The organism is Lysobacter sp. KIS68-7 (assembly GCF_021284745.1).
Classification (GTDB): Bacteria; Pseudomonadota; Gammaproteobacteria; order Xanthomonadales; family Xanthomonadaceae; genus Noviluteimonas.
Genome location: NZ_CP089925.1, coordinates 784,017 through 810,839 on the forward strand (window position 1 = coordinate 784,017; position 26,823 = coordinate 810,839).

The window sequence follows — 26,823 nt, forward strand, 5'->3', positions numbered from 1 at the left end:
CGAAGGTCAGCGCGACAGCAGGTACCGATGCAGGTCGGCGACTTCCTCGTCGGTCAGCGCGGAGAAGCGCCTGCGCCCCATGTCGCTCATCAGCCCCGAAGCGCTTTCGGTCCCTGCCGCAGTGAGGCCCGTGCGCATCAGGCGCGCGAACTTGTCCGGGCTGTAGCCCTTCGCGACGATCAGCGGCGGCGTGTGCAGCTCGCCGCCGCCCTGCAGGTCGGGTCCGTGGCATTCAACGCAGGCGGTGTGGGCGATGTGTTCGCCGCGATCGGCGCTGTCGCGCTGCGCGAGCACCTTCGGCGAATCGGGAATGTCACCGGCGATGTCTTCGAGATTGAACTTGCCGGTCAACAACCCGATGCGCGCGAGTGGATACAGGTGCGTCCGTCCGAGTGTCGGATTTTCGCGCCGGGGAACGCTGCGCACGTAGGCGACGAGGTGGCCGACTTCCTGGTCGGTCAGGCGCTGGAAGCCGTCGATGGGCATGCCGACCGCGAGTTGCCCGTCGGCCTTCGCACCGGTGCGGAACAGGCGCAGCCAGGCGCGGTCGTCGTACTTCTCGCGCTCGCGCGTGAGGTTGGGCGCAACGAGCACGAAGACGTTCGGCTCGGAGATGAACTCGTCGCCCGTCAGGTCGTTGGTGTGGCAGCCGCGGCAGCCCATCACGCGCGCCAGGCGCGCCCCTTCCGCCACGTCGCCCTGGCGCAGGCCGACCTGCGGCGAATACGGCGCGACCTTCAGCATCGACTGGGTCTTGAAGTACACGACCCCGAGCGCGAGACCGGCGAGGACGCCGAGGACAAGCAATGTCTTGCCGAGAATGCGAAGCGCGCGACGCATGGCAGGCCCCCTGATCCGTTGCCCTGTCTACGTCGCGCGCGTCGCCGAACGGCCAAGGACCGGGTGCGGCATCCCGGCCCTGGCCCTCCGTGTTACTCGATCATTTCGCCTGCACCGGCTTGAACAGCAGGTCCTGGAAGTCCCAGCTGAAGTCGGCGATCGGCGAGATCGCCTTCATCGTGATCTGGTCCACCTTGCCCTGCGGATCCAGGCCGAAGTTCATGTAGGCCTGTTCGTATTCCGGGTTGTCCCACACCGTGCGGAAGGTGTCGTAACGCATGTGCTCCAGGTGGCCGGTGAGGCCCGGGTTCTGCAGGAAGTTGACGCGCAGCGTGCCCTTCTCGTTGGTGATCGCGATGGGGCCGTACCACGGGTCGGTGTAGCGACCTGCGTAGCTCGCCACCGGCAGCGTCGGCTTGCCCTGCGCGACCGGCGCGTCCTTCGCCGCGGCGTCGAGCGCGGCGATGCCGCCTTGCATGCGCTGGTCGAGGAAGGTGTCGAACGCGGAGATCCAATCGGTCTTCGGCGCACCGAGGTACTGGTCGATCAGCTCGAGCGCCAAGCCGCGCATCACCTGCACATCTTCGGAGTTCATCTGGAAGGCGACGCCGAAGTTGCGATCCGGGAACAGCGCGATGTAGGTGTACACACCGAAGATCGCACCGCCGTGTTCGATCACGCGCTCGCCGCGATAGTCGCGCACGTTCCAGCCGAGCGCATACGAGGAGAACTTCGGCGCGGCTTCGGCCAGCTTGCCCGGCCACTTCGGCGTGGGCATGGTGACGACCGGCGTCCACATCTGCTGCGAGGCGTCCTCGCTGAACACCTTCACCTGCTTGCCGTTGGCATCGGTCCACGTCCCGTGGCCGAGCTGCACCTGCATCCAGTGCGAGAGATCGTTCGCGCTGGAGGACAGGCCACCCGCGGGCGCGCCGTTGTCGCCGAGCGTCTTGCGTTCGTCGAGCACGTGCTGGTCGCCCATGCCGCGCACGCGACCGCTGGTGCGCGCATGCGGCCACGCGCGATTCGGGTTGGCGAAGCGCGCGGACTGTTCGGTGACCGAGCTCGTCATGCCCGCAGGCTTGAGCACCTTTTCTTTGACGAACTTTTCCCAGGTCTGGCCGGTGACTTCCTCGATCAGCTGGCCGGCCACGGAATACAGCACGTTGTCGTAGGCATAGCCGCTGCGGAAGCTCGTCGCCGGCTTGACGTAGCGCAGCGCGCGCACGGTATCGGCGCGGCTGCGGTTGGAGCTGGGGATGAACATCAGGTCGCCCGCGCCCAGGCCCAGGCCGCTGCGGTGCACGAGCAGGTCGCGCACTGTCATCTCGTTGGTCACCCACGGGTCGTACATGCGGAACCACGGGATGTGGTCGATGACCTTGTCGTCCCATTGGATCTTGCCTTCGTCCACGAGCACGGCGAGCGCGGCGGCGGTGATCGCCTTGCCGGTCGAACCGGTCGGGAAGATGGTGTCGGCGTCGACCTTCTCGGGCGAGCCCAGCTTGCGCACGCCGTAGCCGTGCGTGAAGTCGACCTTGCCGTCCTTCACGACCGCGATGGACAGGCCGGGCACGCCGGCGTCACGCATCGCCTGCTCGACGTGCGCGTTGAACTCGGCCGATTGCGCAGATGCACCGCCCGCGACGAGCAGCAGGGCCAGCGCCGTGGCGAGCGAATGGGTAGGACGTCGAGCCATCAACAGTCTCCTCACAAGGAATTTCAAGGATGCGAGGCGGCGAGCTGCCGCGTCGCGTGCTGCCGCAGGCGCCACGCGCCGACGGTGAGCAGCGGAAGGACGTAAACCACCAGGAACAGCCAGGCGAGCGCGCGATACCCGCGCGCGATGAGATCGACCAGGCCGAAGCGCTGCGCGATGAAGATCGAACCCACGAGCAGTGCGCCGGCGATCGCGAAGCGCGCGACGTTCGACAGCTCCGCGTGGCGCCGCGTGCGCCATGCGGCCGCGACGCGCTCGTTCGCCGCATGCACGCAGGCCGTGCCGCTTTCGAGCAGCGCGCTGAAGATCATCAGCTGGAACAGCACATGGAACACCGGCATGTCGAGCTGCCGCAGCATGAAGTCCGACGGCAGCGCTTCCGCGCCGATGCTCGGATACCAGGCCACCATGCACACGAAGAACAGCAGTCCCGGCAACATCGCCAGCGGGCCAGCGAGCACGCCGGCCACCACCGCGTCGCGGCGCGTGAGGAAGTGCCGTGCCAGCGGCAGGATCATCACGGCGCCGACGATGTTGTAGCCCGCGTAGGTCAGGCCACCCGACAACCAGCCGTCGGTGGACACGGGCGTGGCGAACTGCGTCGTGGCCTGGTGGCCGAAGGACGCGAGCACGAACACGAAGAACAGCACGTACACGCCGTAGAGGAAGAACGACACCCACTTGAACAGGCGTTCCACCGAATGATTGCCGTACGCGGTGAACGCACCGATGCCAGCCATCAGCGCCAGCGTGCCGACCAGCTTCGGCAAACCGAACACCGCCTCGCCGATCGCCCCCGCCGCGGCGCCGAACACCGCGAGGATGAGCACCATGAACACCAGGTAGGCGAGTTCGAACACGAAGGCGAACGGACCGAGCAGCGTGGCGAAGAAGCTGCGGTAGTCGAAGCTCCGCGTCGCATGCGCGAGCGCGAACGTGAGTGCGCACAATACGCTCCAGGCGATCATCGCAACGAGGATCGCCATGACGCCGCCCTGCGGCCCGCTCGGGATGAAGTACTCGGCGAGCTCGCGCCCGGTCGCGTATCCGCCACCGATCACGGCTGCCTTGAACGCCAGGCCCGGAAGGATCCAGCGTTGGAAGCGCGTGCTCATGCGAGGCACGCGTCCACGAGGCGATCGAAGGCTTCACCGCCACGCATCGGATCGGCCACCGGCAGTCCGATGCGTTCGCTTTCCGCGGCGATGACGCGCGCCGCTTCTGCAGCGTCCAGTTTCGCGGTGTTGAAGCTCACCCCCGCGCAGCGGATGCGCGGATTGGTGCGCGATCCCAGGCGCAGGGACAGCTCGATGATTTCGCGCACGCCGGGCACCTTGAACTCCGGATGGCCGAGCACGCGCTCGCGGCCGGGTTCATGGCACACCACGATCACGTCGGGCTGGCTGCCGTGCAGCAAGGCGAGCGAGACGCCTGCGTACGCGGGATGCATCAGCGAGCCCTGCCCTTCGATGATGTCCCAATGGCTGGGTGCCGCATCGGGCGAGAGGATCTCGGCGGCGCCCGCCGCGAAATCCGCGACGACCGCATCCATCGGAATGCCGCCACCGGCGATGAGGATGCCGGTCTGTCCCGTCGCGCGGAACGTGGCGTCGTGCGAGCGCTTGTGGAAGGCGTTCGTCAGTGCGAGCGCCGTGTACTTCTTGCCGAGTGCGCAATCGGTGCCGAGCGTGAGCAGGCGGCGGCCGGTGCGCGGGCGTCCGGTGGCGATCGGAATGCGCGCAGGCGGTTCGCGGACATCGATCAGGCGACGTCCGAGCTGTGCGGCGACATCGCGCAGTTCGGGAATGTCGCGCAAGCGCATGTGCATGCCGCCGATGAGGTCCAGGCCTGCGTGCATGGCGTCGACCAGCGCGGCGACCCAGGCAGGCGGGATGAAGCCGCCCGCGTTGGCGACGCCGATCACCAGCGCACGCGCGCCTGCGGCGTGTGCTTGCGCGGGCGTCAGGAAAGGCAGTCCCGTGGTGACGGTCGCGCCCGGGCAGGAGAACTCACCCGTGCAGCGCTGCGGCGCCCAATCGCGAAGGCCGAACGCGGTCTTCGCATAGCCGGGCTCGGTGGTATCGCCCAGGAACAGCAGGTAGGGGTGCGGCAGTGAAACGTCGTACATAAAAAGGGTCTGCCGGAAATTCGGGGCGAGGGAACCCACGGGCGGCGCGTTGGCGCCGCCCGTGGTCCTTGCGTTGGATCAGAAGCGATAGTCGACTTCGAAGCCGAACATGCGCGGCTGGATCGGCGTCGCGGACGTGTGGTGCGTCACGCCCGTGATCGCGCTGGTCGTGTCGTTCATCGTCGAATACGCCTTCTCGTCCGTCGCATTCTTGATGTACGTGCGCAGCGACCAGTGCTCGTTGGAGAACGAGGCGTACAGATCCAGCACGTTGTAGCTGCCGATCACCAGCGGTTCGGTGATGTCGGTCTGCAGCGGCACGAACGGATCGACGAGGCTGATCACCTGGCGGTTGGTCGTGGCGTTGGTGCGGTCGTCGACCCAGCGGAAGCCGCCGCCGACGTCCAGGCCCCAACCATTGGCCACCGGGTAGTAGTAGTCGGCGGTGAACGACCAGGTCAGGTCCGGCACGTAGGGCATGCGATCGCCCTTCAGGCCGGTGTTGACGTCGACGCGGATGTCACCGAGGCCCGGGATGTTGCCGGCCGGGTTGACCGTGATCGTCGGGAAGTCTTCGTCGATGTTCGCGTCGTTGTAGGCGCCGTTGAAGCCGAGCGTCAGGGCATTGGTCGGGCGCACCTGCAGCGAGAGTTCGAGGCCGCGACTGGTGGCCTTGCCGCCGTTGACCAGGCCGCTGATGCCGTTGACCCGCGAGGCGACCTGGATGTCCTTCCAGTCGATCTGGTAACCGACGAGGTCGAACAGGACGCGGTTGTCCATCCACGCGGACTTCAGGCCGAGCTCGTAGCTGGTCAGCGTGGAGGAATCGACCTGCGAGGGCAGGCCCGGCGCGACGATGTTCGGGCCGCCCGGCTGGTAGCCGGTCGAGGCCTTCGCATACGCCATCATGTTCTCGTTGATCTGGAACTGCGGCGTGATGCTCCAGGTCACCACGTCTTCGCTCGAGGTGTTGGGGCTGTGGCCGGGCGTGAGGCCGATGAACGAACCGTAGATGACGTCCTGCGAGAAGTCCTGGTCGTTGCGCGACCAGCGCAGGCCGCCGCCGAGCTTGAACCAGTCGTTGAACTTGTACGCGCCGTTCGCGAAGACGGCCGTTTCCTTGTAGGTGGTCGGAATCGAGAGTTCACCCAGCGTGCCGATCAGGCCGTCCCACGGGGCCGGCAGCGGCGAACCGTCGAACTGCGTCAGCGGGATCAGCTGGTGGTTCTTGCCGTCCTCGTCCGAGTAGAACGCACCGACAAGCCATTCGAAGGGCTGTCCCGACTTCGACTGCAGGCGGAATTCCTGCGTGAACTGCGTCAGGTCGAGGGTGTAGTCGAGCCAGGCCTTGCCGGCCTGCAGGCGCGGGTCGAGGCCCGCGAGCGCCAGCGGGAATTCGCCGTACGAGAAGGTCAGGTCGCTGCGCGTGAGCGTGTGCGTGTCGGTATAGCTCGTCGCCGAGACGAAGTCGGCGAAGCCGGCGTCCCAGTTCACGGTCAGCGCGTAGTTGTCGAGATCCTTCTTGAACACCTCATCGACCGCGACGTAGTTGCTCAGGCCCGCGATGCGGCCGTGCGACACCGGATCCAGCGCGACCGTCGCATTGTTGTCGCTGTCGATCTTCTGCTGCATGGCGGTGAACGTCACGTCGGCCGATTCACCCTGCCAACGCAGCGATGCACGCGCGCTGGTCTGGTCGCCGTTGTTGATGTCCTCGCGACCGTCGTACAGGTTGTCGATGTAGCCGGCGATCTTGTTGCGGGCGTAGCTGGCACGCAGGGCGAGCACGTCCTGCTTCAGCGGCACGTTGGCGCCGAGGCGGTAGCTGTTGCCCCAACCGTTTGCGCTGTCGGTGCTCGAGTAGCCGCCACCGATGCGGTATTCGGCCTGCGTCGGGTCGGGCTTCTTCATCGTGTACTTGATCAGGCCGCCCATCGCGCCGGCGCCGTACAGCGTGCCCTGCGGGCCGCGCAGCACTTCGATGCTTTCCACGTCGTAGGGCAGCAGGTCGAGCTGGTACAGCGTCGCCTGCTGGTACAGGCTGTTGGAACCGACCGGCGTTTCATCGACGTAGGTGCCCACCGTCGATCCGGGCGAGAGCGCCGCGATACCGCGCATGGAGACCTGCACCTGGCCGGGCGTGCCCGACGACTGGATCGCCAGGCCCGGCACGTAGTTCGCGTAGTCGGTCATCTGCGTGGCGTTGATGTTCTCCAGCTGCTGGTCGCTGATCTTGGTGATCGCCACGGCGACTTCGCGGATGTTCTCTTCGCGCTTGTTCGCGGTGACGGTGACCGTGTCGAGCTCCTGCGCCTTCTTTGCCGGGTCCGCTGCGGCGGGACCGTCGGCGGCGGCGGCCGGTGCGACCTCCTGCGCCAGCGCGGATCCGGCCATGCCCAGCGCCAGCGTGAAAGCGATCGCAGTGGACAGCGAACGACGACGGACGGCCGGCGACTGTTCGCGCTTGTGGTGCTTGTGCATTCCCCTCTCCCCAAAGGTATTGCGGTCGATTTAGGTATCCCCGTCAGGATAGAAACATCCTGATCGGAAAATTGTCAATCCATTTCAGGCTTGTTTCTCTTGCCAGTCGTCGGGTCGCACACCGTCGGCAGGTGCCTCCGCGCGTGCCACCGCCGGGTCGACCAGGCGCAGCAGCGTGCCGGCGACGACCGCCACGCCTCCCATGGCACCAAAGAACGCCGCGTGGCCCATCGCGCTCCACAAGGTGCCGAGCGCGCCGGCGAACAGGTTTCCGCTGAAGGACGCCAAGTACCAGGCGGCGATCGTGGTCGCGGCGTGGCGCGCGGGCGCCAGGCGTGCGAACAGGCTGAGCCCGATGGGCAGCACGAACAGTTCGCCGATGGTGAACACCAGGAAGAACAGCGCGAGCCACAACCAGTGCGCGTGGCCCGTGCCACCGGTGGCATTCGACGTCGCGTCGACGAAGGCGAGCATCAGGAACGCGGCGGCGACGGTGAACGCGCCCATCGACATCTTCTTCGCAGGCGACATCTCGCGACCCCGACCGGCCTGCTTCGTCCAGAGCGCGACGAGCAAGGGCGTGAGGAAGATGACGAGCAACGGATTGAGCGACTGGAACCACGTCATCGGGATCGTGAAGCTGCCGAGCGTGCGATCCAGGCCGACGTCCGCCCACAGCGCGATCGTGTTGCCGGTCTGTTCGTAGGCACCGCGGAACACGGTGACGCACAGGAAGATCGCGAACAGCGTGAGCACGCGTTGCCGCATCGCGGCGCGCGGCAAGGCCGGCGTCGCATCGGGCACCACGTCGCGCACGCGCGGGCGCTCCGGCGGCAACCAGCGCGCGCCGAGCGTGTAGATCGCAAGGCCCGCGAGCATGCCGACACCCGCGGCGCCGAAACCCCAGTGCCAGCCGTACAACTCGCCGAGCGTGCCGCACACCAGCGGCGCGAGCAGGCCGCCGACGTTGATGCCCACGTAGTAGAAGTTGTACGCCGAGCCGCGGCGCGGATCGTCCTTCGCGTACAGGTCGTCGATCTGGCTGGGCAGGCTGGGCAGGAACAGGCCGTTGCCCAGCGCGATCGCCGCGAGCGCGAAATACAGCAGCGATTCGGAGGCCATCAGGAAATGGCCGAAGGACATGATCGCCGCGCCGATGATCACCGAGCGCTTGCGCCCCAGCCAACGGTCGGAGACCACGCCACCCAGGATCGGCGTGAAGTAGAACGTCGCGATGTACACGCCGTAGACCAGCGACGCGTGCTGCTGCCCGAAGTGCAGCTGCTTCGTCATGTAATAGACGAGCAGCGTGCGCATGCCGTAGTAGGAGAAGATCTCCCACATCTGCGTCAGGAACAGGATCGCCAGGCCCGGCGGTTGCTTCAGCCAGGACCCCGCGAGCGCGCGTGGTGCGGCGAGCACGTTCACGCGTCCACGTCCGGCGAGCCCCACACGTTCGGCGGGCAGTCGACATGGCCGTCGGCGTACACGACGCCCGGCGTGCGGTCCTTCTCCAGGAACACCGGGCCGTCGAGGTCCACGATGTCGCAGAACTGGCCGAGGATGAACGCCGGCGCCATCGCCAGGCTCGTGCCGACCATGTTGCCGACCATCACGCGCTTGCCGAGTTCGCGCGCGCGCTTGGCCATCATCAGGCCTTCGGTGAGGCCGCCGCACTTGTCGAGCTTGATGTTGACGACGTCGAACCAGTGCGCGCGTTCTTCGAGTTCTTCCAGGTGCAGGATGCTTTCGTCGGCCGCGATCGGCACGACGTGGTCCACGCCGTCGAGATCGGACTCGAAGCCGCGGCGGCACGGTTGCTCGAGCAAGGACACGTTGTTCTCGACGAGCGCCGGCAGCAGCTTCGCCAACGTGTCGGGCACGTAGCCCTGGTTGGCGTCCACGCCGATCCACACGTCGGGCCGCATTTCGCGCACCGCGTGCAGGCGTGCGATGTCGAGGTCGGCTTCGCCGGTGAGCTTGAGCTTGATCGCGCGTGCATGGGTGTAGTCGCGCGCCTTCTGCGCCATGACCCAGGGCTCGTCGGCGCCGACAGTGAACGTGGTCAGCAGCGGATGCGGCTTCTGCATGTCGGCCAGCTGCCACGCGGGCACGCCGGCCAGGCGCGCTTCGATTTCCCACAACGCGCAGTCGATCGCGTTGCGAGCGCCGCCGGGCGGCAGGATCCCGCGCAATTCTTCGCGGCTCACGCCAGCTTCGATGCGTTCGCGCAGGCCTTCGATGGTGCGCAGCATGTCGTCGGGCGCATCGCGGTTGTAGTACACGCCGGCGGCTTCGCCGCGGCCCACGCACAGGCCATTGCGGAGCGTGACCAGCGTGACGGGTGAGACTTCGAACACGTGGCCGGAGATGCGGAACGGAGCGGAAAGGCGCAGCAGCTCATTCCGCACCGCGAGTTCGACTCGGTGGGTCTGGATCACTTGGAGGAATTCCCGGTAGCTCGCGCGCGGCGGCGGCATTGCGCCGCCGCGCGGAGGGATGGATCAGTAGTTCGCGGAGAAGCCCACGACGTGGTTGGCGAACCCGATGAACAGCAGCGACAGGAACGCGGCGACGAGCACGATGCTCCACAGCTTGGCCCACCACGAGCGGCCACTGCGCAGCACGGTCCAGGCATTCCACAGCGAGACCAGCGCACCGATCGGCAACACGATGCTGGCGAAGCCGCGGGCCAGGATCACCCACTTGTCGAAGCTCGGGCCCATCATGTCCAGGTCGGACATCATCGCCAGCACCATGCCGATGATGCCTGCCATCGACAGGAACACGAGCAGCGAGGCGAGGCGGATGCGGCGATGCGACTTCGCATCGGCACCGGTGAGCGCGTAACGCACGCCGTAGTGGCGGCGCACCATCGCCGAGACCGGCCAGGCCAGCACGGTCAGCAGCAGCGCGACGAGGCTGCCGAACAGCATCGTGCCGAACACGAGCGGCGTCTGCCACAGCGCATCGCGCTGGAACACCATGATCGCGGCGAGCGGTTCGGCGCTGAAGCGCGTGACCTTGCCGTCGACGACGTCGGCGGCCAGGCGATCGCCGCTGTTGGTGTCCTGCCACACGTACGGGCTGATTTCGCGCCACTTCTTCGGCGCACCGCTGTAGCCGGCGAGCATCGGCACGCTGATGGTGCCGTCTTCGTTCGCGATCACCTTGGTCGAGCCGAGCGCGTAGACCAGCGACATGAAGTTGGACGCGGCGCGGCGGCTGCTGGCGTAGGAACCGGCGATCTGCGCGGCATGCTGCTTCGCGGTCGCGGCGTCGACGCCGGTGCCGGTCGGCACCGGGCCGGGCAGGTAGCGATTGACGAAACCGGTGACCAGGCCGTCGCGGATCAGGCGGGCGCTGCCGTCCTTGCCGGAACTGTTCGTCGACACATAGATGCCGATGCCGTCGTCGAGGAACAGCTGCAGGTCGCTGTGGAAGTACACGGTGTCGCCACCATGCGCGATCGCCTTGTGGCCGTTCGCGGTGGTTTCGTAGAAGCCGAGCTCCATGCCGTTGAGCGGGCCGATCGACTTCGACGAGGTGCCGTGCATTTCACGCGCGGTGTCTTCGCGCAGGATGCGCTTGTCGCCGAACGCGCCGTTGGCCAGGTGGGCGATCATGAACTTGCCCATGTCCGAGCCCGTCGAAGCGAGGCTGCCGGCCGGTGCAAGGTTGATGTACTCGTAACCCTGTGCCTTGCCGTCGGACGCGGACTTGTAGCCCTTCGACACCATCGGCACCAGGTCCTTGCGCAGCGGCTGGCTGAAGCTGGAGTGCTCCATGCCGAGCGGCTGGAAGATGTGCTGGTCGATGTACTGGTCGAACGGCTGGCCCGACACGCGCTGCACGATGTAACCGGCAACGGCGGTGGCGTAGTTCGAGTAGGCCGGCGTGGTGCCCGGTGCATACACGCGCTCGGGCACCCAGTGCTTGAGCGTGGCGTCGAGCGGCAGGATCGCGCTTTCCTTCTCGGCGATCAGGCCACGCACCGCCTCTTCCATACCCGAGGTGTGGGTCATGATGTTGCGCAGCGTGACGGGCTTGCCTTCGTACGGCGGGATCGTGAAGTCGAGGTACTTGTTCACGTCTTCGTCGAGGTTGAGCTTGCCTTCCTCGACGAGCTGCATCACCGCGGTCCAGGTGAACAGCTTGGAGATCGAACCCGGGCGGAACAGGGTCTTTTCAGGATCGACCGGCGTGCGCTTTTCCAGGTCGGAGAAGCCGTAGCCCTTTTCGAGCAGCACCTTGCCGTCCTTCACGACGACGACGACGGAACCGGCGACGTCGGTCTGTTCCAGGGCGTAAGGCATGAAGCCGTCGAGCCAGGCTTCCAGGTCCGGTGCCGTCAGGCGGTCGGTCGGGCCGGGCATCGCATCCGGCGGCGGCGGTGCAGCGGACGTCGCGGGCGCCAGCGCCTGCGCGGCGGGGTGCACTTCGGCGGCCGGCTGCTGCGCGTAGGCGACGGGCAAGGTGAGCCCCAGTGCCAGGAGTGCGGTGAACAGCGGACCTCGTTTGAACAATGGCATTGCTTCCCCTCCCAAGGGTGACAACTGGACGTGGCGCCCCCGCGCCATGCGACCGTTTATGAGAATAAAGAGCCTGATCGGAAAATTGTCAACCTACTTTGGTCACTATCACCTAAAATCTGGACTTGGCGATCCGTCCCGACCACCCCCAAGATGAGGGGGAAGGCGCGGGTCCCAGGTTCCCTTGGAGCATCGAAACGGCATGACACCGCAGCAGCACCCGACCATCGGCAGCCTCCTCCGGGCGCTGCGCACCCGGAACGACTGGACGCTCAAGGAAATGAGCCAACGCTGCGGGATTCCCCTGTCCACGCTCTCCAAGGTGGAGAACGACCGGCTCAGCCTCACCTACGACAAGCTGCTGCTGATCAGCCAGCGGCTGAACATCCGCATGTCGGAGCTGTTCGCCGAGAACGACCAGAGCGCGCCGGAGCCGGCGGTCACCGCCCGCCGCAGCATCGGCAAGATCGACGACGCGGTGCGCGTGACCACGCCGAACTACGACTACTTCTATCTGTGCCCCGAATTGCGCCGCAAGCGCATGATCCCGGTGCTCACGCGCGTGCGCGCCAAGACGATCGAGGAGTTCGGCGAACTGGTGCGCCATTCGGGCGAGGAATACATCCACGTGCTCGAAGGCCGCGCGGAAGTGCACACCGAGTTCTACGATCCCATCGTGCTCGAGGCCGGCGAGTCGGTGTACATCGATTCCAACATGGGCCACGCGTACATCGCCGCGGAAGGCTGCGAGGAAGTCCTGTTGCTCGGCGTGTGCTCGAGCGCGGACGAACAGCTGATGGAATCGCTGCTGCACATCCACGACGAAGGCGCGAAGCTCGTCGCCGTGAAGTGATCGCGCCGCGTCAGCGGACGTACTGCACGCCGAGGTAGAACACGAGCCGTTGCCGGTCCGTGCCCGTCACGTCGCTGCCGATCGATGCGAGCAGCTTCAGCGTGGGCGTGAGCGGCGTGCGTCCGCCGATGTTCAAGGTGGTGCGCGTGCTGTCGCCGTCGGTGCGCTCCGACACGATTTCGCCCAGGCATTCCGAGGCTGCGAAGCAGTCGTGCTCGACGAATGCGCCCAGCTGCCATGCGTCGGGCTCGGAAGAGACGAAGTGGCGGGCGACTTCCACGCCGCCCGAGAGGCCACCGAAATCGTGCGCGACCTGCAGCGGGAGCGCGTACTCCGCGTGTTCGGAAGCGAGTCCGCGCCGACGTGCGGATGCCGACCAGCCTTTGACCCACATCGGCTGGATCGCCATCGCAATGCCGTCCGTGTCGTCGTCGAGGAAGCGCCAGCGCGCGGCGAGTTCGACATCGCCCCACCCCGATTGCCACGGGCCTGCGTCGGCACGCGCGTGTTCCCAGGCGCCCTGCACCGAGAGCTGCACGTGTTCGCCGACGCCGAGGTTGACGTCGAGGTCCGGCGCGGCGATCGCCCATGCGTCGTGCGTGCGCCCGCCGGTGATGGCCGTGTTGATTTCCCAGGTGCCGGGGCCCGGCGTGTCCGGATCGTTGGTGATCATCGGCGGGCCGGCCTGCGCGTGCGCGTGCTGTGTCCACGCCGAGGCACACAGGAGGGCGGCGATGACGATGCGGCGATCCATGCGTCAGCGCGAGAGGTGCTTCGGCACTTTGGTTTGCAGCAGGCGCACCAGCGTCGGATCCATGTAGTCGTAGTCGTCCGGGATGTCCAGGCACACCACGCGCGCGTTGCGCAGATGCGCGCGGAAGCGCGTCGACAGCTTCGTGCGATGCATGTCTTCCATGACGAAGACCAGGTCCGCCCACGCCAGCAGTTCGGGCGTCAGCGGATTGTCCGCATCGTGGTCGACGCCCGCGGACGCGGTTTCGATTCCGGGCCAATCGGCGAACACCTGTTCGGCCGTCGGGCTGCGCAGGCGGTTGCGGCTGCAGAGGAACAGGACGTGCTTCAAGCGGATTTCGCCGTGGGATCGCCGAGCGACCGATTGAGTTCGATCGCCGATGCGACCAGTCGCTTCGCCAACGCGGCGCTGATCTTGTCCGACTCCCTGAGCTCGATCGTCGCCAGTTCGTACTTGCCGTTGCCCTTCAGTCGCGCGTCGAGTTCGCGCAAGCGCTTGCCGCGCCAGAAACCGAACAGCACGCGATGGTCTTCGGCGCGGATCAGCAGCACCGGGCCGTTGCTGAAGTAGACCAGGTGGCCCCACTTGATGCGTTCGTCCGTCGCGCCGGCGGAGCGCGTGGCTTTGCGGAGGAATTCGACGAGGGTCTTGCGCCAGCCGTCGAGGGCGGCGACGTAGGCGTCGGGGGATTCGGCTGGAACTGCTTTCTTCATCGCCATGCGCGCACCTCGAAGGCATGGGCCCACCAGGACTCGAACCTGGAACCAAAGGATTATGAGTCCTCTGCTCTAACCATTGAGCTATAGGCCCGTTGCGCGCGCAGTGTACTCAAGCCGCCGGGCTCGAAGGGCGGCCGCGGAATTGCTTACCATGCAGCTTGTTCGCCGGGGAGGGTGTTCGTGGAAAGCAAAGAGAAATCGAACGTGTTCTGGCCGAAGATCGACGATCTGGAATCGGCCATCAACGCAGAGAGGCTGGGGTCGTGGGCGGCCTTCGCGGTCGCCGCCATCACGGTCGTGTTCACGACGATCGTCGTGTACGCCGGCGAGGAGATCGGCGGCATCGGCCCGTATGCGTACGTGGACGCGGTCATGTTCGCCGTGATCGGCTGGCGCATTCGCCGCCACTCGCGTGGATTCGCGGTGGCCGGGCTCGCGCTCTGGATCGTTGAAAAGGGATACCAGATCGCCATGACGGACGCAGCGAAGTCGGGCGCCATCATGGGCATCCTGCTCCTGTTGATGTTCATCTCCGGCGTGCGCGGAACGTTCGCGTACCACCGCTTCAAGTCGGAAACGCCGGCCGTCATGCAGGGCTGAAGCCGCCGCGTCGAAGCCCCGCGCAAGCGGGGCTTTTTTGTTGCCTAGAACTTCGCGCCCACCGGAAAGTAACGCCAGCTCCCCACCGGCATCTTCCCCAGCGATTCGCGGCCGATGCGAATGCGCCGGATCGCGACCACGCCCAGGCCCACCTGCGCGCACATGTCGCGCAGTTGTCCCGGCTGCGCGCCCTTGATCGCGAAGCGGAGGCGGATCTCGTTCTGCCAGCTCACCTTGCAGGGCGGGATCTCGCGGCCGCGATACTGCAGGCCATGGTTGAGGCGCTGCAGGCCCCACGGGCCCATCTCGCCGGACACTTCGACGATGTACTCGTGCTCGATGCTGTCGGCGTCTTCGGTGAGGCGACGCCACGCACGGCCGTCCTGCGTCAGCACCATCATGCCGCTGTCTTCGCGGTCAAGCGGGACGAGCGGCGTCAGGCGCACGAAGTGACGGTCGATCGATTCGATGCCCGAGGTGTCGCCCTCCCAGCGCGCGTCGGGCGTGACGAGGGACCGGGCCGGCTTGCTGCCCGAGATCGCGTCGAAACCGACGGGCTTGTGCAACACGATGGTGGCCGGTTCGTCGGCTGGGGGGCGCGCGGGATCCTGCATGCGGGCAGTGTAGGCGCCCGCGCGGGAAAAGCCCCGTGCTTGACCCAGATCAGGGAGCCCGGCCGAGGCCCGGCGCAATCTGCACGCGTACCAAGCCCCTTTGGTCCATCGGAGCCTCGCCATGAAAGTGCGCCATCTCGTCCTCGTCGCCGCCGTGTTCGCCGCGTTGGTCGCCACTTGGGTGATCGCCCACGGCCCCACCGCCACGCAACCTGCCGCGCCGGCCCAGGTCGCCCGGGCGTTCGGGATCTAAGACAAAAAAAAGCCCCGCGATCGCGGGGCTTTTTTTCGTGTTGCTTCGTTCCGTCAGTCGATGTCGAGGAACGAGCGCAGCTGCTCGCTGCGGCTCGGATGGCGCAGCTTGCGCAGCGCCTTCGCTTCGATCTGGCGGATGCGCTCGCGGGTGACGTCGAACTGCTTGCCGACTTCCTCGAGGGTGTGGTCGGTGTTCATGTCGATGCCGAAGCGCATGCGCAACACCTTCGCTTCGCGCGGCGTGAGGCCGGCGAGGACGTCGCGGACGGTTTCCGACAGGTTGATGTTGGTCGTGGACTCGATCGGGGACTCGACGTTCGTGTCCTCGATGAAATCGCCGAGGTGCGAATCCTCGTCGTCGCCGATCGGCGTCTCCATCGAGATCGGTTCCTTGGCGATCTTCATCACCTTCCGGATCTTGTCTTCCGGCATGTCCATTTCCTTGGCCAGTTCTTCCGGCGTGGCCTCGCGGCCGAACTGCTGGAGCATCTGGCGGGAAATGCGGTTGAGCTTGTTGATCGTCTCGATCATGTGCACCGGGATGCGGATGGTGCGCGCCTGGTCGGCGATCGAACGCGTGATGGCCTGGCGGATCCACCAGGTGGCATACGTGGAGAACTTGTAACCACGGCGGTATTCGAACTTGTCCACCGCCTTCATCAGGCCGATGTTGCCTTCCTGGATCAGGTCGAGGAACTGCAGGCCGCGGTTGGTGTACTTCTTGGCGATGGAGATCACGAGGCGCAGGTTGGCCTCGACCATTTCCTTCTTCGCCTTGCGCGCCTTCGCCTCGCCATAGGCCATGGCGCGGCTGATGTCCTTGATGTCGGCCAGCGTGAGGTACAGCGCCTGCTCCACCGCGATGGTGGCTTCCTGCTCGGCGACGATCTGGTCCTTCACGTCGCGCAGGCCCGAAGACCACTTCTGCTTGCGCTTGAGGACGTCGTCGACCCAACCGAGGTTGGTCTGGTTGCCTTCCCACGCGCGCAGGAAATCCTTGCGCGGCATGCGCGCCACGCGCGTGGCGAGGTCGAGGATGCGGCGCTCGTGGTCCTTGATCTCGCCCACGACGTCGCGCAGCTTGCGCACCAGCGTGTCGGTCAGCGGGAGCGGCAGCTTGAGGGTCATGAAGACCTCGGCCATCTCCTCGCGGAGCTTGGCCACGGGCTTCGCGCTCGCGCCGTTCTTGGCGTAGGACTTCTGGAACTTCTGGTAGAGGCTGCCCAGGTTTTCCATGCGGCGGGCCACTTCGAGCGGATCCGGGCCCGTGGGCGCGGCTTCCTCGGTGGCGCCGTCGGCGGCTTCTTCCTCTTCTTCCTCGGCTTCGGCGGCGTTCTCGTCGATTTCGGCGACCGGGATCTCCTCGGCCGGTTCTTCGACGTCGTTGAAGCCGGCGACGATTTCCGCCAGGCGCTTCTTGCCCGCCTTGTGCAGGTCGTATTCCTCCAGCAGCAGCTGGATCGACCACGGGAAGCTCGCCAGTGCCGAGAGCATCTGGTTGAGGCCTTCCTCGATGCGCTTGGCGATGGCGATCTCGCCTTCGCGCGTGAGCAGTTCGACCGTGCCCATCTCGCGCATGTACATGCGCACCGGGTCGGTCGTGCGGCCGCCTTCGGAGTCGAGCGCGGTCAGCGCAGCGGCGGCTTCTTCGGCCGCGGTGTCGTCGACTTCGCGACCGCCGCCGCTCGCACCGGCGAGCAGCAGGGTTTCGGCATCCGGCGCAACTTCGTGCACCTCGATGCCCATGCCGTTGATCATGCCGATGATGTCTTCGATCTGTTCGGGATCGACGACGTCGTCAGGCAGGTGATCGTTGACTTCGGCGTAGGTCAGGTAACCCTGTTCCAGGCCCTTGCTGATCAACTGCTTGATATCGGACTGGGGGGCCTGGCGTTCGTTGGCCATCTTTTGCGCCACCGTATGAGGGTCTGAGAGAACCCAGCATTATACAGCGCTGGGGATGATGATCTGCCCGCCGATGATGGGGGTCAGGGGCGGAGGAGGAACGTGACTGGCCCGTCATTGACCAGACGAACGGACATATGTGCCCGGAACCGGCCGGTTTCCACCCTTCCCGCATGACGTTGCCGGCAGATATCGACCAGTTTGTTGAATCCGGGTTCAGCCTCCGCGGGGGATGCGGCACTGGTGAAGCTGGCCCGCATGCCCGAGCGAGTGTCGGCCGCGAGCGTGAACTGGCTGACGAGCAGCAACCCGCCCCCGGTGTCCTTGAGCGACAGATTCATCCGGCCCTCCCCGTCCTCGAACACACGGTAGCCGAGCACCCGGTCGGCCAAGCGCGCGATTTGCGCGTCGGTGTCCCCCGGTTCCATGCCGACCAGGGCGAGCAGCCCGGCGTCGATGGCGCCGACGATGGCCCCGTCGACCTCGACGCTGGCTTGGGTGACGCGCTGGATCAGGGCGAGCATGCAGGGCTCCGCGGCCGGGTGCGCCACGCTATCAGGCCGCGACCGCCTTTTCGCAACACGTAAACTCCTGCGCGTGACGGAACTCGCCGCCCGACTCGCCTACCTGATCGCCGCCCTGCTCGCGCGCCTGCCCTGGCCCTGGCTGCGCGGGCTCGCCGATGCGTTCGCGCGCCGTTGGATCGGGCGCAATGGCCGTTCGGTGAAGGTGGTGCGGCGCAACCTCGAACTCGCCTACCCCGACCTGCTGCCCGCACAACGCGAGTCGCTCGTCGCGGCGGTGCTGCGCACGACGGCGCGCCAGGGCATGGAGACGCTGCGCTTCTGGACGCAACCCCATGCGAAGAACCTGGCGCTGTTGCGCGAGTCGCAGGGCGTGGACCTGTTCGACGCCGCGGTCGCCTCGGGCAAGGGCGTCATCGTGGCCGCGCCGCACTACGGCAGTTGGGAACTGCTCAACCAATGGCTGGCGGCGCGCACGCCGCTGGCGATCCTCTACGCACCGCCGGATTCGGACATCGCCGAAGCCTTCCTGCGCCGAGTGCGCGCCGCGCACGGCGATGCGGACCGCGTGACGCAGGTGCGCGCGGAAGGACCCGCGATCCGCGGACTGTTCAAGCTGCTGCAGGGCGGCGGCGTGGCGGGGATCCTGCCGGACCAGCAACCCAAGGCCGGCGACGGCGAGTTTGCCCCGTTCTTCGGCATTCCCGCGCTCACGATGACCTTGCTCTCGCGCCTGGCGCAGCGCACGGGCGCGACCGTGTTGCTGGGGTACTGCGAACGCATCGGCGAAACGCCCGACGGCCCCGCGTTCGCCCTGCGTTTCGAACCCGTCCCCGATGCGGCGGACGGCGTGGCCGCGTTGAACGCGGCGGTCGAGCGCGTCGCGCGCCGCGATCCCGCGCAATACCAGTGGACCTACAAGCGGTGGTCGATCCCCGCCCCGGGCAGCACGCGCGGCAATCCGTACTGGCCGGACTGCTACCCTCAGGGCGCACGACGCATCGCGTCGTCCGACCCGGGGACCCCATGACGGATGCCGTAGCGCAGTTGCCCGATGCACTTCTGCAGTGGCGCCCGCTGCCACCGCGCGCGAAAACGTTGTTCGCGCTCAGCCATGGCGCGGTGGGTTTCGTGTTCGCGATTCCGCTGGTGATCCTGTCGCTCGTGTTCCATGTCGGCCCCGGCTGGCTGATCTCACCGCTGTTGGTCTTCGTCACCACGGGCCTTGGCGCGATGATCGGAATCAAGCGGCATCGCTCGACCGGATGGCGCCTGGACGAGGACGGCTTCGCCTATCGCCGCGGCCGCATGTGGTTCACCGAAACGCGCGTGCCCGCCTCGCGCGTGCAGCACCTGGACCTGCGCCACGGCCCGCTCGAACGTCGATGGAAGCTCGCCACGCTCGTCATCCATACCGCAGGCAGCAAGATGAGCGCCGTGTCGGTGACGGGCCTGGATGCCGAAGACGCCGAGACGCTGCGCGATCGCCTCGCGCGCCAGATCGAAACCGATGACGCCCTCTGAGGCCGCCGACCGCCGCCTGCACCCGTGGTCGTGGGTGTTCGTGCTGCTGCAGCAGATGAAGCAGTACGTGGTTCCGCTGGTGGCGGCGTTCTTCTTCGGCGGCGATCGCAACGAACTGTGGCCGCTGATCGGCGTGGGCGTACTCGCGCTGATCTCGGTGATGCAGTACTTCACCTACCGCTACGCGGTCGGGCGCGACGGACTGACCATCCGCAGCGGTTGGCTGCACCGGCAGCGCCGCGAAATTCCGTACGCGCGCATCCACAACGTGTCGGTCGAACAATCCTTGCTGCATCGCTTCTTCGGCGTGGCGGAACTGCGCTTGGAATCGGCGAGTGGCCGCAAGCCCGAAGCGACCATGCGCGTGTTGAAGCTCGACGATGCGCTCGCGCTCGAACGCCTGGTGCGGCATCGCGGCGCGGCGGAGACGACCTCGACCGATGCGCAAGCGCCCGCGGCCGACGCGCCGCAGGTGCTGCTTGCGATGTCGCCGGGCGAAGTGATGCGCCTCGGGCTGGTGTCCAATCGCGGGATGGTAGTGCTCGCGGCGGCCTACGGTGGCTCCTTCCAGTTCAGTCCCGGGTTGACCGAACGCATTTTCCAGACTTGGGGGTCGCGCGTGTTCGGCTGGGCCGGGGAACATCATTTCGGATCCACCGAGTACGTCCTTGCCGGCATCACGCTCGCGCTCGCGTTCCTCGCGGCGATGCGCCTGTTGTCGATGGGACTCGCGCTGCTGCAGTACTTCGGGTTCACGCTCACCGAGCAGGCCCAGCGCCTGACGGTCGACCGTGGCCTGCTCGCGCGCGTGCGCAGCAGTGCCTCGCGGAGGCGCCTGCAGGCCTGGACGCTGCACGAAGGCCTGATGCACCGACTGCTCAAGCGCCGCAGCCTGCACGTGGACACGGCCGGCGGCGGGGACAGCCAATCGCAGCAGAAGCGTTCCTTGCGCGAACTCGCGCCGATCGCCACGCCCGAACAATGCGACGCGTTGATCGAACACCTGCTGCCGGGCGCCGGGTGGTCGACGCTGCCATGGCGCGGCACGCATCCGCGCAGCGCCTTGCGCGCTTTCCTGCCGAATACGGTCTTCCCGGTGCTGCTGTGCGCGGGATTGTGCTGGCGCTTCGGCTCGATCGGATTGCTCGCGTTGCTGCTGCTGCCGTGGTTCGCGTTCACCGCCTGGCACCATGCGAAGCATGCGCGTTACGCCGTCGACGAACGCCTCGTCGCGGTGCGCGGCGGATGGTGGTCGCGCCATTGGCGCTTCGCGGAAGTGGACAAGTTGCAGGCGGTCCGGCTGTCGCAGGGGCCGCTCGATCGTCGCTGGGGCATGGCCACGTTGTGGCTCGACACCGCAGGCGCGTCGGCGACGGCGCCGTCGCTGCGCATCAATCACTTGCCGGAAGCCGATGCGCGCGTGCTGCTCGATCGGCTCGCGCACACGCTCGCTTCGCGCAAGCTGCGCTGGTAGTCAGGCGCCCGTGCGCGCGAGTTCGAGGAACAACGCCTCGTAGCGCGCATGCATCAGTTCGCGGCCGTGTCGCTCGATCGCCGCGGCGCGCGCGGCGACGGACAGGCCGGTCGCGGTGTCGTCGTCGCGCAGCAGCGTTTCCAGCGCATCGGCGAGCGCGATGTCGTCGTGCTCCGGTACGAGCCGCCCTTCGACACCATCTTCGATCACTTCGCGCACGCCCGGCACGGCGCTGCCCACCACTGCGCAACCGGCCGCCATGCCTTCGAGCATCGCGAGCGGCATGCCTTCGTAGTGTGTGATCAGCGCAGCGATGCGGTGCGTCATCAACAGTTCCGGCACGTTGCGCACGACGCCGAGGAACTGCACCTGGTCCTGGATGCCGAGCAGCCCGGCGAGCTCCTCCAGCGGCCTGCGATGCATCTTCTTGCCGCCGCCGGCGAACAGCACGGGGACGTGCAGGCCACGATCGCGCAGCCGCGCGACCGCACGCAGCAAGGTCGCGTGGTCCTTCTGCCTGGAAAAGCGCGCCACCATCACGATGCCGGGGATGCGGCCGGTGACGGGGTGCGCGTCCGCCGCGTCGAACGGTGTCAGGCGGATGCCGTTCGGGATCGCGATCGTGCGCTCCTCCGGCATGCCCATTTCGAGCAGGCGCAGGCGCACGCCTTCGCTGCAACCGACGATGCGATCGGTGCGCGCGGCGAGCCAGCGCGTCTGCGTCAGTCGCCAGCGCGTGTAGCGCTCACGCGTGTTGTGTTCGACGTGCACCAGGTGCGGCACCTGCGCCAGCAAGCCCGCATAGCGCCCCCACAGGTGTTCGCTGAAGCCGTGCACCACGAGGACGTCGGGCTGGAACTCGCGGCATTCCTTCACCAGCGCGGCGATCGTCGCTGCATGCGACCAACCGGGCACGACATGCACGGGCACGCCGGCCTGCTCGAGTTCGGCGATGCGGGCGGGGTCGGTGCGGCGCTTGCGACGGAGGACGAGCAAGGGTTCGATCTGCGCGCTCTCGACCCCGGCCTGGGTGAGCGCGATCGCCACCTGCGTGGCGCCGCCCGAGAAGCCACCGGTCACGAAATGCAGGACGCGCACGGGGCGTGCGTCGGCGGCGGCGGTGTGGGCGGCGTGCATGGCGCGCAGTCTACCGGCGCCGACGGGCATAATCCCGTGCATGTCGCAGACCCTGCCCTTGTCCGGCGTCGTCATCACCAAGAACGAAGCCGATCGCATCGCGCGCTGCGTGGCATCGATGATGCCCTTGTGCAGCGAAGTGATCGTGCTCGATTCGGGTTCGACCGACGACACCGTCCGCATCGCGCATGGGCTCGGCGCGCGCGTGGAGCACCTCGACTGGCAGGGCTTCGCGTTGCAGAAGAATGCCGCGATCGCGATGGCGCGCGAGAAGTGGGTGTTGCTGCTCGATGCGGACGAATGGCTCGAAGCCCCGGCGCAGCAGGAACTGCGGGCGCTGTTCGACGACGCGAAGGGTGCGCGCCCGGTGGAACAGGCCGATGTCTGGCTGCTGATGCGGCGCACGCATTTCCTCGGCCACGCGCTGCGGGGCGGCAGCTTCGCGCGCGAACCCGTGCATCGCCTGTTCCGCTCGACGCTGCGCCATGGCCTGCGCGCGGTGCACGAATACCTGGATGTCGAAGGACGCGTCGTGCGTCCTTCACGCGTCGTGCTCGAACACGACACTGCGCGCAGCGCGGAAGACTACTGGTCGAAGCTGCAGCGTTACGCCGCGCTCTGGGCCGGCGAACAACGCGCGAAGGGCAAGTCCGCAGGGCCCTTGCGCGGCACGTTCGCCGCGACGGCTTATCTGCTGAAGAACCTGGTGCTGCGCGGCGGCTTCATCGATGGCGCCGCCGGGCTGCGCTTCCACTGGCTGCACGCCCGTTACGCGAAGCGCAAGTACGACCTGCTCGCCTCAGGGGGCTGAGGCACCCCGGCATTCCGGTGCGATCGCGGAGGCATCGAGCAGCCACCAATCGCGGCGGTTCGCCGTGCCCACGCGCACCGCGTGCTCGCGCAGCACGCAGGCGTCCAGCGCGCCATCGAACACGAACAAGCGCCGCGTTTCCGGCGACATCTCCATCCACGAGATGCCGACGCGCAACTGCTCGGCATAGGGCCGCTTGAATCCGAATTCCTCGACGGGTCCCACGGCCTGCAGGAGGTTCTGTTCCTTCCAGCCCACCAGGCCCAGCGTCGCGGTGCCGGCGAGCTCGCGCCCGCGCTCCATCACGCCGCGCGCGGAGTTCTCCGCATCCAGCAACACCGCGGTGCCGGAGAACAGCAGGACCACGAGGAGCGACAAGGCCCAGCCCGCCGCCTTCAACGCGTTGCGGCGGAACCACGCGCACGCAACGAGCATCGCGATGCCCGTGGCCAGCAGCAGCCACCACAGCTTGTCGTCGCCCAGCGGCAAGCCGCGCTCGGCTTCGATGCGCGTTTCGAACCCGGGATTGCCGGTCAGCGCGGCGATGCCCGCGCCCGCGAACACGAGCGCAAGCACCACCACCATCGCCATCAGCAAGCGACGGAACCACGGCGATGCGACGGTCGATTCCAGGTACGGCGCCGCCGCGACCGCCATCATCGGCAGCATCGGCAGGATGTACATGTCGCGCTTGCCCGGGCTCGCACTGAAGAAGGCGAGCACCAGCAGCGACCAGCCGAGCGGCAGCCACACCGCTGCATCGCGCGCGCGCAGCGCCTGCCACCAGCGCGGGAACAACCACGGCAGCGCGAGCGAGAACGGCATCCAGAAACCCGCGATGATCCCGAGGAAGTACCAGGGCGCCTGCGTGTGGTGCCATGCGGCGGTGTAACGCGTGGCGGTCTGGCGGAACAGGAGTTCGTGCAGGTAGGCGCGGTGTTCGGGATCGCCGCTGGTCAGCGCGGTGACGAGCATCGGCACGAACCACAACGCGATCGCGCCGAAGAAAGCGAGCGCGCCTGCACTCCATCGCCATGCGTTGTGCCTGCCGAGGTCCGGCAGGCCGGGCCACTTGCGCCAGCGCATCAGCGCATAAGGAATCAAGGCGAGCAGCGCGAGAAAGCCCACGCCCTTGCTGATCACGCCCAGGCCCGCGGCGAAACACCCGATCCAGTACCAGCGCCAGTCGGGCCCGCGCAGCACGTGGCGCGCGATGCCGTACACGCCGAGCGTGATGAAGCACACCACGGTCGGGTCGATCTGCGCGCGCTTGGCCTGGTACAGGAACTGCGTTGCGGCGAGCACCGCGATGGCGGCCCACAAGCCGGCGCGGTGCGACCACAGGCGGCGCGCGAGGTCGTAGGTCAGCCACAACGTGGCCATCGCGGCGACCAGCGACGGCAGCAGGAACGACCAGGTCCAACTGCGCACGAACACATGCGCCACGCCGAGCAACCAGAAGAACAGGGGTGGCTTGTCCGCATACAACTCGTGGCCGCGGTGCGGGAACAACCAATCGCCGCTGTCCCACATCTGCTTGGCGACGAGCACGAAGCGTGGCTCGTCCGCCGGCCACGGCGCGCGCAGCCCGATGCCCGCGGCGAGCACGAGGAAGGCGATGGCGAAGAACCAGAAGGCTTCGCGGCGGCTGTCCGGGGAGACCTGGCGGTTGTCGATCATGCGGGCCGCACCTTACCTGAAAGCGACTGCAGGCCGCGCTTCACGCCTTGCGCAGGCGCGCGTAGAAAAAGCCGTCCATGTCGTCCTCGCCCGGCAGCCGTTGCCGGCCCGCGCCGCTCGTGCGGCCGTAGTGCTGCGGAAGCGGCTCGGCCGTGGCGTCGGGCGTGCGCGCGAGGAAGGCGTCGACCTGCGCCGCGTTCTCTTCCGACAGGATCGAACAGGTCGCGTAGAGGAGCACGCCACCCGAGGCGAGCGTGCGCCAGCAGGCGTCGAGCAGGCGCGCCTGCGTGGCGGTGAGCGCCGCCAGGTCGGATTCGCGCCGGTGCAGGAGCACGTCGGGCTGCCGACGCACGATGCCGGTGGCCGAACACGGTGCGTCGAGGAGGATCGCGTCGAAGGGCGTGCCGTCCCACCATGCAGCCAGGTCGGCGGCATCGGCGGCGCGCACGGTGGCGTTGCCGCCGTCGACGCCCAAGCGTGCGTGCGTTTCCTGCACGCGGCGCAGGCGCGCGGCGTCGATGTCGAGTGCGAGCAGGCGCAACGCAGGGTCGCGTTCGAGCAGGTGCGCGGACTTGCCGCCGGGCGCCGCGCACGCATCCAGCACGCGCGCACCCGGCGCGGGCGCCAGGGCATCGGCGACGCATTGCGCGCTGCCGTCCTGCACTGACACCAGGCCCTCGTCGAAGCCGGGCAGTTCGTGCACGGGCAGCGGCGTGGCGAGCACGAGGGCATCGCGCAGGCCTTCGGGCGCACCCGTCTCGATGCCTGCTTCGTGCAATTGCGCGCGATAGGCCTCGCGCGCGACGCGCGTGCGATTCACGCGCAGCCACATCGGCGCGGGCGTGGCGCTCGCCTGGAAGATCGCGGCCGCGTCCTGCGGCCAATCGCGCGCGACACGCTTGCGCAACCATTGCGGCCATGCCTGCGCCGCATCGCCTGCAGGCAGCCCTTCGCGCAATGCGCGACGCAGGAGTGCGTTCACCATGCCCGCCTGGTGCGTGCGGCCCATCGTGCGCGCGGCTTCCACCGTCGCGTCGACGGCGGCGTGCGACGACAACTGCATGTCCAGTTGCGCGAAGCCGGCATGCAACAGGGCGCGCAAGGGCGCATCGCGGCGGCCGAGCGGTTTCGCCATCCAGGCCTGCAGCGCAGCGTCGTAACGGGCGCGATTGCGCAAGGCGGTGAACGCGATCGCTTCCAGCAGCGCGCGGTCACGCGGGTCGTTGAAGGTCGGCAAGCGCTGCGCGAGGTCGGCCTTCAGCGATTGGCCGCGATGCACCACCGCGTCGAGCGCCTGCGCGGCGGCGACCCGCAGCGCGACGCCAGGGGGCGCTTTCATGCGCGCGCCTGCAGGTCGCGTCGCGCGTTGAGGTAATCGGCCGCGGTGATCTGCTTGCCGCCGGCGCGTTGCAGGACGCGAATGCGCAGCGCGCCCGCACCGCAGGCGATGTCGAGTCCGTCGCGGCCGACGTTCAATACGGTCCCGGGCGGCGCAAGCTGCGCGGCTTCGATCGCCACCGCGCGATGGATGCGCACGTTCTCGCCCGCGATTTCGCCTTCGGCGATCGGCCACGGATCGAAGGCGCGCACTTTGCGCGCGAGCACATCGGCAGGCTGCGACCAGTCCAGGCGCGCTTCGCTCTTCTCGAGCTTGCGCGCGTAAGTCGCGCCTTCGGCGGGTTGCGGCTGCGGCACCGGGCGCATGCCCGCGCGCAGCAGTCCGAGGCCATCGGCGAGCGTCTGCGCGCCGAGTTGCGCGAGGCGGTCGTGCAGCTGGCCTGCGGTTTCGTCGCGCGCGATGTCCAGGCGTTGCGTGAGCAGCACGGGGCCGGTGTCCAGGCCCTTTTCCATCTGCATCAGGCAGGCGCCGGTCTGTGCATCGCCGGCTTCGATCGCACGCTGGATCGGCGCGGCGCCGCGCCAGCGCGGCAACAGCGAGGCATGCACGTTCCAGCAACCGTACCGCGGGATGTCGAGGATCGATTGCGGGAGCAGCAGGCCGTAGGCGACCACGACCATCAGGTCGGGCTGCAGCGCGCGCAAGGCATCGCGCGCGAGTTCGTCCTTCAGCGATTCGGGTTGCAGCACCGGGAGCCCGCGCTTGAGCGCTTCGAGCTTCACCGGCGATGCGGTCAGCGTGCGACCGCGCCCCGCGGGACGATCGGGCTGGGTGTACACGGCCACGACTTCATTGCGCCCTGCGGCCGCGACGAGCGACGGCACGGCGAATTCCGGCGTGCCGGCGAAAACGATGCGGAGGGCCATCGGGGTC

25 protein-coding genes and 1 tRNA gene are annotated in these 26,823 nt (G+C 67.5%); 7 read left to right on the forward strand and 19 right to left on the reverse strand.

The genetic code is table 11. The features are described from left to right. Positions 1-6: 6 nt before the first annotated feature. The 8 genes from LVB87_RS03750 to LVB87_RS03785 all read right to left on the reverse strand — a co-directional run bounded on the left by LVB87_RS03750 (position 7) and on the right by LVB87_RS03785 (position 11,701). On the reverse strand, positions 7-840 hold the full coding sequence (locus LVB87_RS03750; protein WP_232899579.1) for a cytochrome c: 834 nt from the start codon (positions 838-840) through the stop codon (positions 7-9). A gap of 100 nt (positions 841-940) precedes the next feature. Beyond that, a complete protein-coding gene (locus LVB87_RS03755; RefSeq protein ID WP_232899580.1) occupies positions 941-2,539 on the reverse strand; it encodes a serine hydrolase in 1,599 nt (532 codons plus the stop codon). Between the two features lie 23 nt (positions 2,540-2,562). Then, on the reverse strand, positions 2,563-3,675 hold the full coding sequence (locus LVB87_RS03760; protein WP_232899581.1) for a hypothetical protein: 1,113 nt from the start codon (positions 3,673-3,675) through the stop codon (positions 2,563-2,565). Continuing rightward, on the reverse strand, positions 3,672-4,688 hold the full coding sequence (locus LVB87_RS03765) for a DUF1611 domain-containing protein (protein ID WP_232899582.1): 1,017 nt from the start codon (positions 4,686-4,688) through the stop codon (positions 3,672-3,674). The genes LVB87_RS03760 and LVB87_RS03765 overlap by 4 nt, the downstream gene beginning before the upstream one ends. Before the next feature lie 78 nt (positions 4,689-4,766). Next, positions 4,767-7,169: a TonB-dependent receptor gene (locus LVB87_RS03770; protein ID WP_232899583.1), complete on the reverse strand. Its 2,403-nt coding sequence runs from the start codon at positions 7,167-7,169 to the stop codon at positions 4,767-4,769. An 84-nt stretch (positions 7,170-7,253) separates the two neighbouring features. After that, positions 7,254-8,597 (reverse strand): peptide MFS transporter, encoded by a 1,344-nt coding sequence (locus LVB87_RS03775; protein ID WP_232899584.1) that lies wholly within the window; start codon positions 8,595-8,597, stop codon positions 7,254-7,256. Then, a complete protein-coding gene (locus LVB87_RS03780; RefSeq protein ID WP_232899585.1) occupies positions 8,594-9,610 on the reverse strand; it encodes a dipeptide epimerase in 1,017 nt (338 codons plus the stop codon). Before LVB87_RS03780 ends, LVB87_RS03775 begins: the two co-directional genes overlap by 4 nt. A 63-nt stretch (positions 9,611-9,673) precedes the next feature. Continuing rightward, positions 9,674-11,701: a serine hydrolase domain-containing protein gene (locus LVB87_RS03785; protein WP_232899586.1), complete on the reverse strand. Its 2,028-nt coding sequence runs from the start codon at positions 11,699-11,701 to the stop codon at positions 9,674-9,676. A gap of 202 nt (positions 11,702-11,903) precedes the next feature. Here LVB87_RS03785 and LVB87_RS03790 point away from each other — a divergent pair, with 202 nt between their 5' ends. After that, on the forward strand, positions 11,904-12,554 hold the full coding sequence (locus LVB87_RS03790; RefSeq protein WP_232899587.1) for an XRE family transcriptional regulator: 651 nt from the start codon (positions 11,904-11,906) through the stop codon (positions 12,552-12,554). A gap of 10 nt (positions 12,555-12,564) precedes the next feature. Here the strand turns inward: LVB87_RS03790 and LVB87_RS03795 are convergent, their stop codons facing one another. The 4 genes from LVB87_RS03795 to LVB87_RS03810 form a co-directional block, all read right to left on the reverse strand. After that, positions 12,565-13,308, reverse strand: a complete 744-nt coding sequence (locus LVB87_RS03795; protein ID WP_232899588.1) for a hypothetical protein — start codon at positions 13,306-13,308, stop codon at positions 12,565-12,567. Positions 13,309-13,311: 3 nt separating this feature from the next. Further along, positions 13,312-13,638 (reverse strand): low molecular weight protein tyrosine phosphatase family protein, encoded by a 327-nt coding sequence (locus tag LVB87_RS03800; protein ID WP_232899589.1) that lies wholly within the window; start codon positions 13,636-13,638, stop codon positions 13,312-13,314. After that, positions 13,635-14,027 carry a DUF1801 domain-containing protein gene (locus tag LVB87_RS03805; protein ID WP_232899590.1) on the reverse strand — a complete coding sequence of 131 codons (393 nt, stop codon included), beginning with the start codon at positions 14,025-14,027 and terminating at the stop codon, positions 13,635-13,637. The genes LVB87_RS03800 and LVB87_RS03805 overlap by 4 nt, the downstream gene beginning before the upstream one ends. An 18-nt stretch (positions 14,028-14,045) precedes the next feature. Continuing rightward, positions 14,046-14,118: transfer RNA gene (locus LVB87_RS03810), tRNA-Ile, on the reverse strand. A gap of 89 nt (positions 14,119-14,207) precedes the next feature. Between LVB87_RS03810 and LVB87_RS03815 the strand changes: the two genes are divergently transcribed. Next, positions 14,208-14,627, forward strand: a complete 420-nt coding sequence (locus tag LVB87_RS03815; protein ID WP_232899591.1) for a hypothetical protein — start codon at positions 14,208-14,210, stop codon at positions 14,625-14,627. A 44-nt stretch (positions 14,628-14,671) separates the two neighbouring features. On the opposite strand, the gene LVB87_RS03820 is transcribed toward LVB87_RS03815, so the two are convergent. Further along, positions 14,672-15,241 carry an RNA-binding protein gene (locus LVB87_RS03820; RefSeq protein ID WP_232899592.1) on the reverse strand — a complete coding sequence of 190 codons (570 nt, stop codon included), beginning with the start codon at positions 15,239-15,241 and terminating at the stop codon, positions 14,672-14,674. Positions 15,242-15,362: 121 nt separating this feature from the next. Here LVB87_RS03820 and LVB87_RS15645 point away from each other — a divergent pair, with 121 nt between their 5' ends. After that, a complete protein-coding gene (locus LVB87_RS15645) occupies positions 15,363-15,494 on the forward strand; it encodes a hypothetical protein (protein ID WP_255697027.1) in 132 nt (43 codons plus the stop codon). Between the two features lie 53 nt (positions 15,495-15,547). On the opposite strand, the gene rpoD is transcribed toward LVB87_RS15645, so the two are convergent. Beyond that, positions 15,548-17,401, reverse strand: coding sequence for an RNA polymerase sigma factor RpoD (rpoD, locus tag LVB87_RS03825; protein ID WP_232899593.1), 1,854 nt, complete (start codon positions 17,399-17,401; stop codon positions 15,548-15,550). A gap of 83 nt (positions 17,402-17,484) precedes the next feature. After that, complete coding sequence (dtd, locus tag LVB87_RS03830) at positions 17,485-17,925, reverse strand: D-aminoacyl-tRNA deacylase (protein WP_232899594.1); 441 nt, start codon at positions 17,923-17,925, stop codon at positions 17,485-17,487. 73 nt (positions 17,926-17,998) lie between these two features. Between dtd and LVB87_RS03835 the strand changes: the two genes are divergently transcribed. From LVB87_RS03835 to LVB87_RS03845, 3 genes are read left to right on the forward strand one after another with little or no spacing between them, the layout of a single operon-like run. Then, entirely contained in the window at positions 17,999-18,955 is a 957-nt protein-coding gene (locus LVB87_RS03835; RefSeq protein WP_232899595.1) for a lauroyl acyltransferase, read from the forward strand. After that, positions 18,952-19,449 (forward strand): PH domain-containing protein, encoded by a 498-nt coding sequence (locus tag LVB87_RS03840; protein WP_232899596.1) that lies wholly within the window; start codon positions 18,952-18,954, stop codon positions 19,447-19,449. The genes LVB87_RS03835 and LVB87_RS03840 overlap by 4 nt, the downstream gene beginning before the upstream one ends. Next, positions 19,436-20,923 carry a PH domain-containing protein gene (locus LVB87_RS03845; RefSeq protein WP_232899597.1) on the forward strand — a complete coding sequence of 496 codons (1,488 nt, stop codon included), beginning with the start codon at positions 19,436-19,438 and terminating at the stop codon, positions 20,921-20,923. The genes LVB87_RS03840 and LVB87_RS03845 overlap by 14 nt, the downstream gene beginning before the upstream one ends. On the opposite strand, the gene LVB87_RS03850 is transcribed toward LVB87_RS03845, so the two are convergent. Beyond that, on the reverse strand, positions 20,924-22,060 hold the full coding sequence (locus LVB87_RS03850; RefSeq protein WP_232899598.1) for a glycosyltransferase: 1,137 nt from the start codon (positions 22,058-22,060) through the stop codon (positions 20,924-20,926). Positions 22,061-22,100: 40 nt separating this feature from the next. Here LVB87_RS03850 and LVB87_RS03855 point away from each other — a divergent pair, with 40 nt between their 5' ends. Continuing rightward, positions 22,101-22,871 carry a glycosyltransferase family 2 protein gene (locus LVB87_RS03855; protein WP_232899599.1) on the forward strand — a complete coding sequence of 257 codons (771 nt, stop codon included), beginning with the start codon at positions 22,101-22,103 and terminating at the stop codon, positions 22,869-22,871. Here LVB87_RS03855 and LVB87_RS03860 read toward each other — a convergent pair. The 3 genes from LVB87_RS03860 to fmt are packed head-to-tail and all read right to left on the reverse strand — an operon-like array spanning position 22,860 to position 26,816. Next, complete coding sequence (locus LVB87_RS03860; RefSeq protein WP_232899600.1) at positions 22,860-24,551, reverse strand: glycosyltransferase family 39 protein; 1,692 nt, start codon at positions 24,549-24,551, stop codon at positions 22,860-22,862. The two genes, LVB87_RS03855 and LVB87_RS03860, sit on opposite strands and share 12 nt — an antisense overlap. 40 nt (positions 24,552-24,591) lie before the next feature. Beyond that, the gene (gene rsmB / locus LVB87_RS03865) at positions 24,592-25,890 is read right to left on the reverse strand and encodes a 16S rRNA (cytosine(967)-C(5))-methyltransferase RsmB (RefSeq protein WP_232899601.1); all 1,299 of its coding nucleotides are present in this window, start codon (positions 25,888-25,890) and stop codon (positions 24,592-24,594) included. After that, positions 25,887-26,816 carry a methionyl-tRNA formyltransferase gene (fmt, locus tag LVB87_RS03870; protein ID WP_232899602.1) on the reverse strand — a complete coding sequence of 310 codons (930 nt, stop codon included), beginning with the start codon at positions 26,814-26,816 and terminating at the stop codon, positions 25,887-25,889. The genes rsmB and fmt overlap by 4 nt, the downstream gene beginning before the upstream one ends. Positions 26,817-26,823: the final 7 nt, after the last annotated feature.

What these genes read in the sequence shown, in the direction of transcription:
- rpoD (WP_232899593.1), bottom strand. Translation starts at nt 17,401, where the DNA reads ATGGCCAACGAACGCCAGGCCCCCCAGTCCGATATCAAGCAGTTGATC.
- rsmB (WP_232899601.1), bottom strand. Translation starts at nt 25,890, where the DNA reads ATGAAAGCGCCCCCTGGCGTCGCGCTGCGGGTCGCCGCCGCGCAGGCG.
- LVB87_RS03755 (WP_232899580.1), bottom strand. Translation starts at nt 2,539, where the DNA reads ATGGCTCGACGTCCTACCCATTCGCTCGCCACGGCGCTGGCCCTGCTG.
- LVB87_RS03770 (WP_232899583.1), bottom strand. Translation starts at nt 7,169, where the DNA reads ATGCACAAGCACCACAAGCGCGAACAGTCGCCGGCCGTCCGTCGTCGT.
- LVB87_RS03855 (WP_232899599.1), top strand. Translation starts at nt 22,101, where the DNA reads ATGTCGCAGACCCTGCCCTTGTCCGGCGTCGTCATCACCAAGAACGAA.
- LVB87_RS03785 (WP_232899586.1), bottom strand. Translation starts at nt 11,701, where the DNA reads ATGCCATTGTTCAAACGAGGTCCGCTGTTCACCGCACTCCTGGCACTG.
- LVB87_RS03790 (WP_232899587.1), top strand. Translation starts at nt 11,904, where the DNA reads ATGACACCGCAGCAGCACCCGACCATCGGCAGCCTCCTCCGGGCGCTG.
- LVB87_RS03820 (WP_232899592.1), bottom strand. Translation starts at nt 15,241, where the DNA reads ATGCAGGATCCCGCGCGCCCCCCAGCCGACGAACCGGCCACCATCGTG.
- LVB87_RS03840 (WP_232899596.1), top strand. Translation starts at nt 18,952, where the DNA reads ATGACGGATGCCGTAGCGCAGTTGCCCGATGCACTTCTGCAGTGGCGC.
- fmt (WP_232899602.1), bottom strand. Translation starts at nt 26,816, where the DNA reads ATGGCCCTCCGCATCGTTTTCGCCGGCACGCCGGAATTCGCCGTGCCG.
- dtd (WP_232899594.1), bottom strand. Translation starts at nt 17,925, where the DNA reads ATGCTCGCCCTGATCCAGCGCGTCACCCAAGCCAGCGTCGAGGTCGAC.
- LVB87_RS03850 (WP_232899598.1), bottom strand. Translation starts at nt 22,060, where the DNA reads ATGCACGCCGCCCACACCGCCGCCGCCGACGCACGCCCCGTGCGCGTC.
- LVB87_RS15645 (WP_255697027.1), top strand. Translation starts at nt 15,363, where the DNA reads ATGAAAGTGCGCCATCTCGTCCTCGTCGCCGCCGTGTTCGCCGCGTTG.
- LVB87_RS03795 (WP_232899588.1), bottom strand. Translation starts at nt 13,308, where the DNA reads ATGGATCGCCGCATCGTCATCGCCGCCCTCCTGTGTGCCTCGGCGTGG.
- LVB87_RS03845 (WP_232899597.1), top strand. Translation starts at nt 19,436, where the DNA reads ATGACGCCCTCTGAGGCCGCCGACCGCCGCCTGCACCCGTGGTCGTGG.
- LVB87_RS03805 (WP_232899590.1), bottom strand. Translation starts at nt 14,027, where the DNA reads ATGGCGATGAAGAAAGCAGTTCCAGCCGAATCCCCCGACGCCTACGTC.
- LVB87_RS03765 (WP_232899582.1), bottom strand. Translation starts at nt 4,688, where the DNA reads ATGTACGACGTTTCACTGCCGCACCCCTACCTGCTGTTCCTGGGCGAT.
- LVB87_RS03750 (WP_232899579.1), bottom strand. Translation starts at nt 840, where the DNA reads ATGCGTCGCGCGCTTCGCATTCTCGGCAAGACATTGCTTGTCCTCGGC.
- LVB87_RS03860 (WP_232899600.1), bottom strand. Translation starts at nt 24,551, where the DNA reads ATGATCGACAACCGCCAGGTCTCCCCGGACAGCCGCCGCGAAGCCTTC.
- LVB87_RS03760 (WP_232899581.1), bottom strand. Translation starts at nt 3,675, where the DNA reads ATGAGCACGCGCTTCCAACGCTGGATCCTTCCGGGCCTGGCGTTCAAG.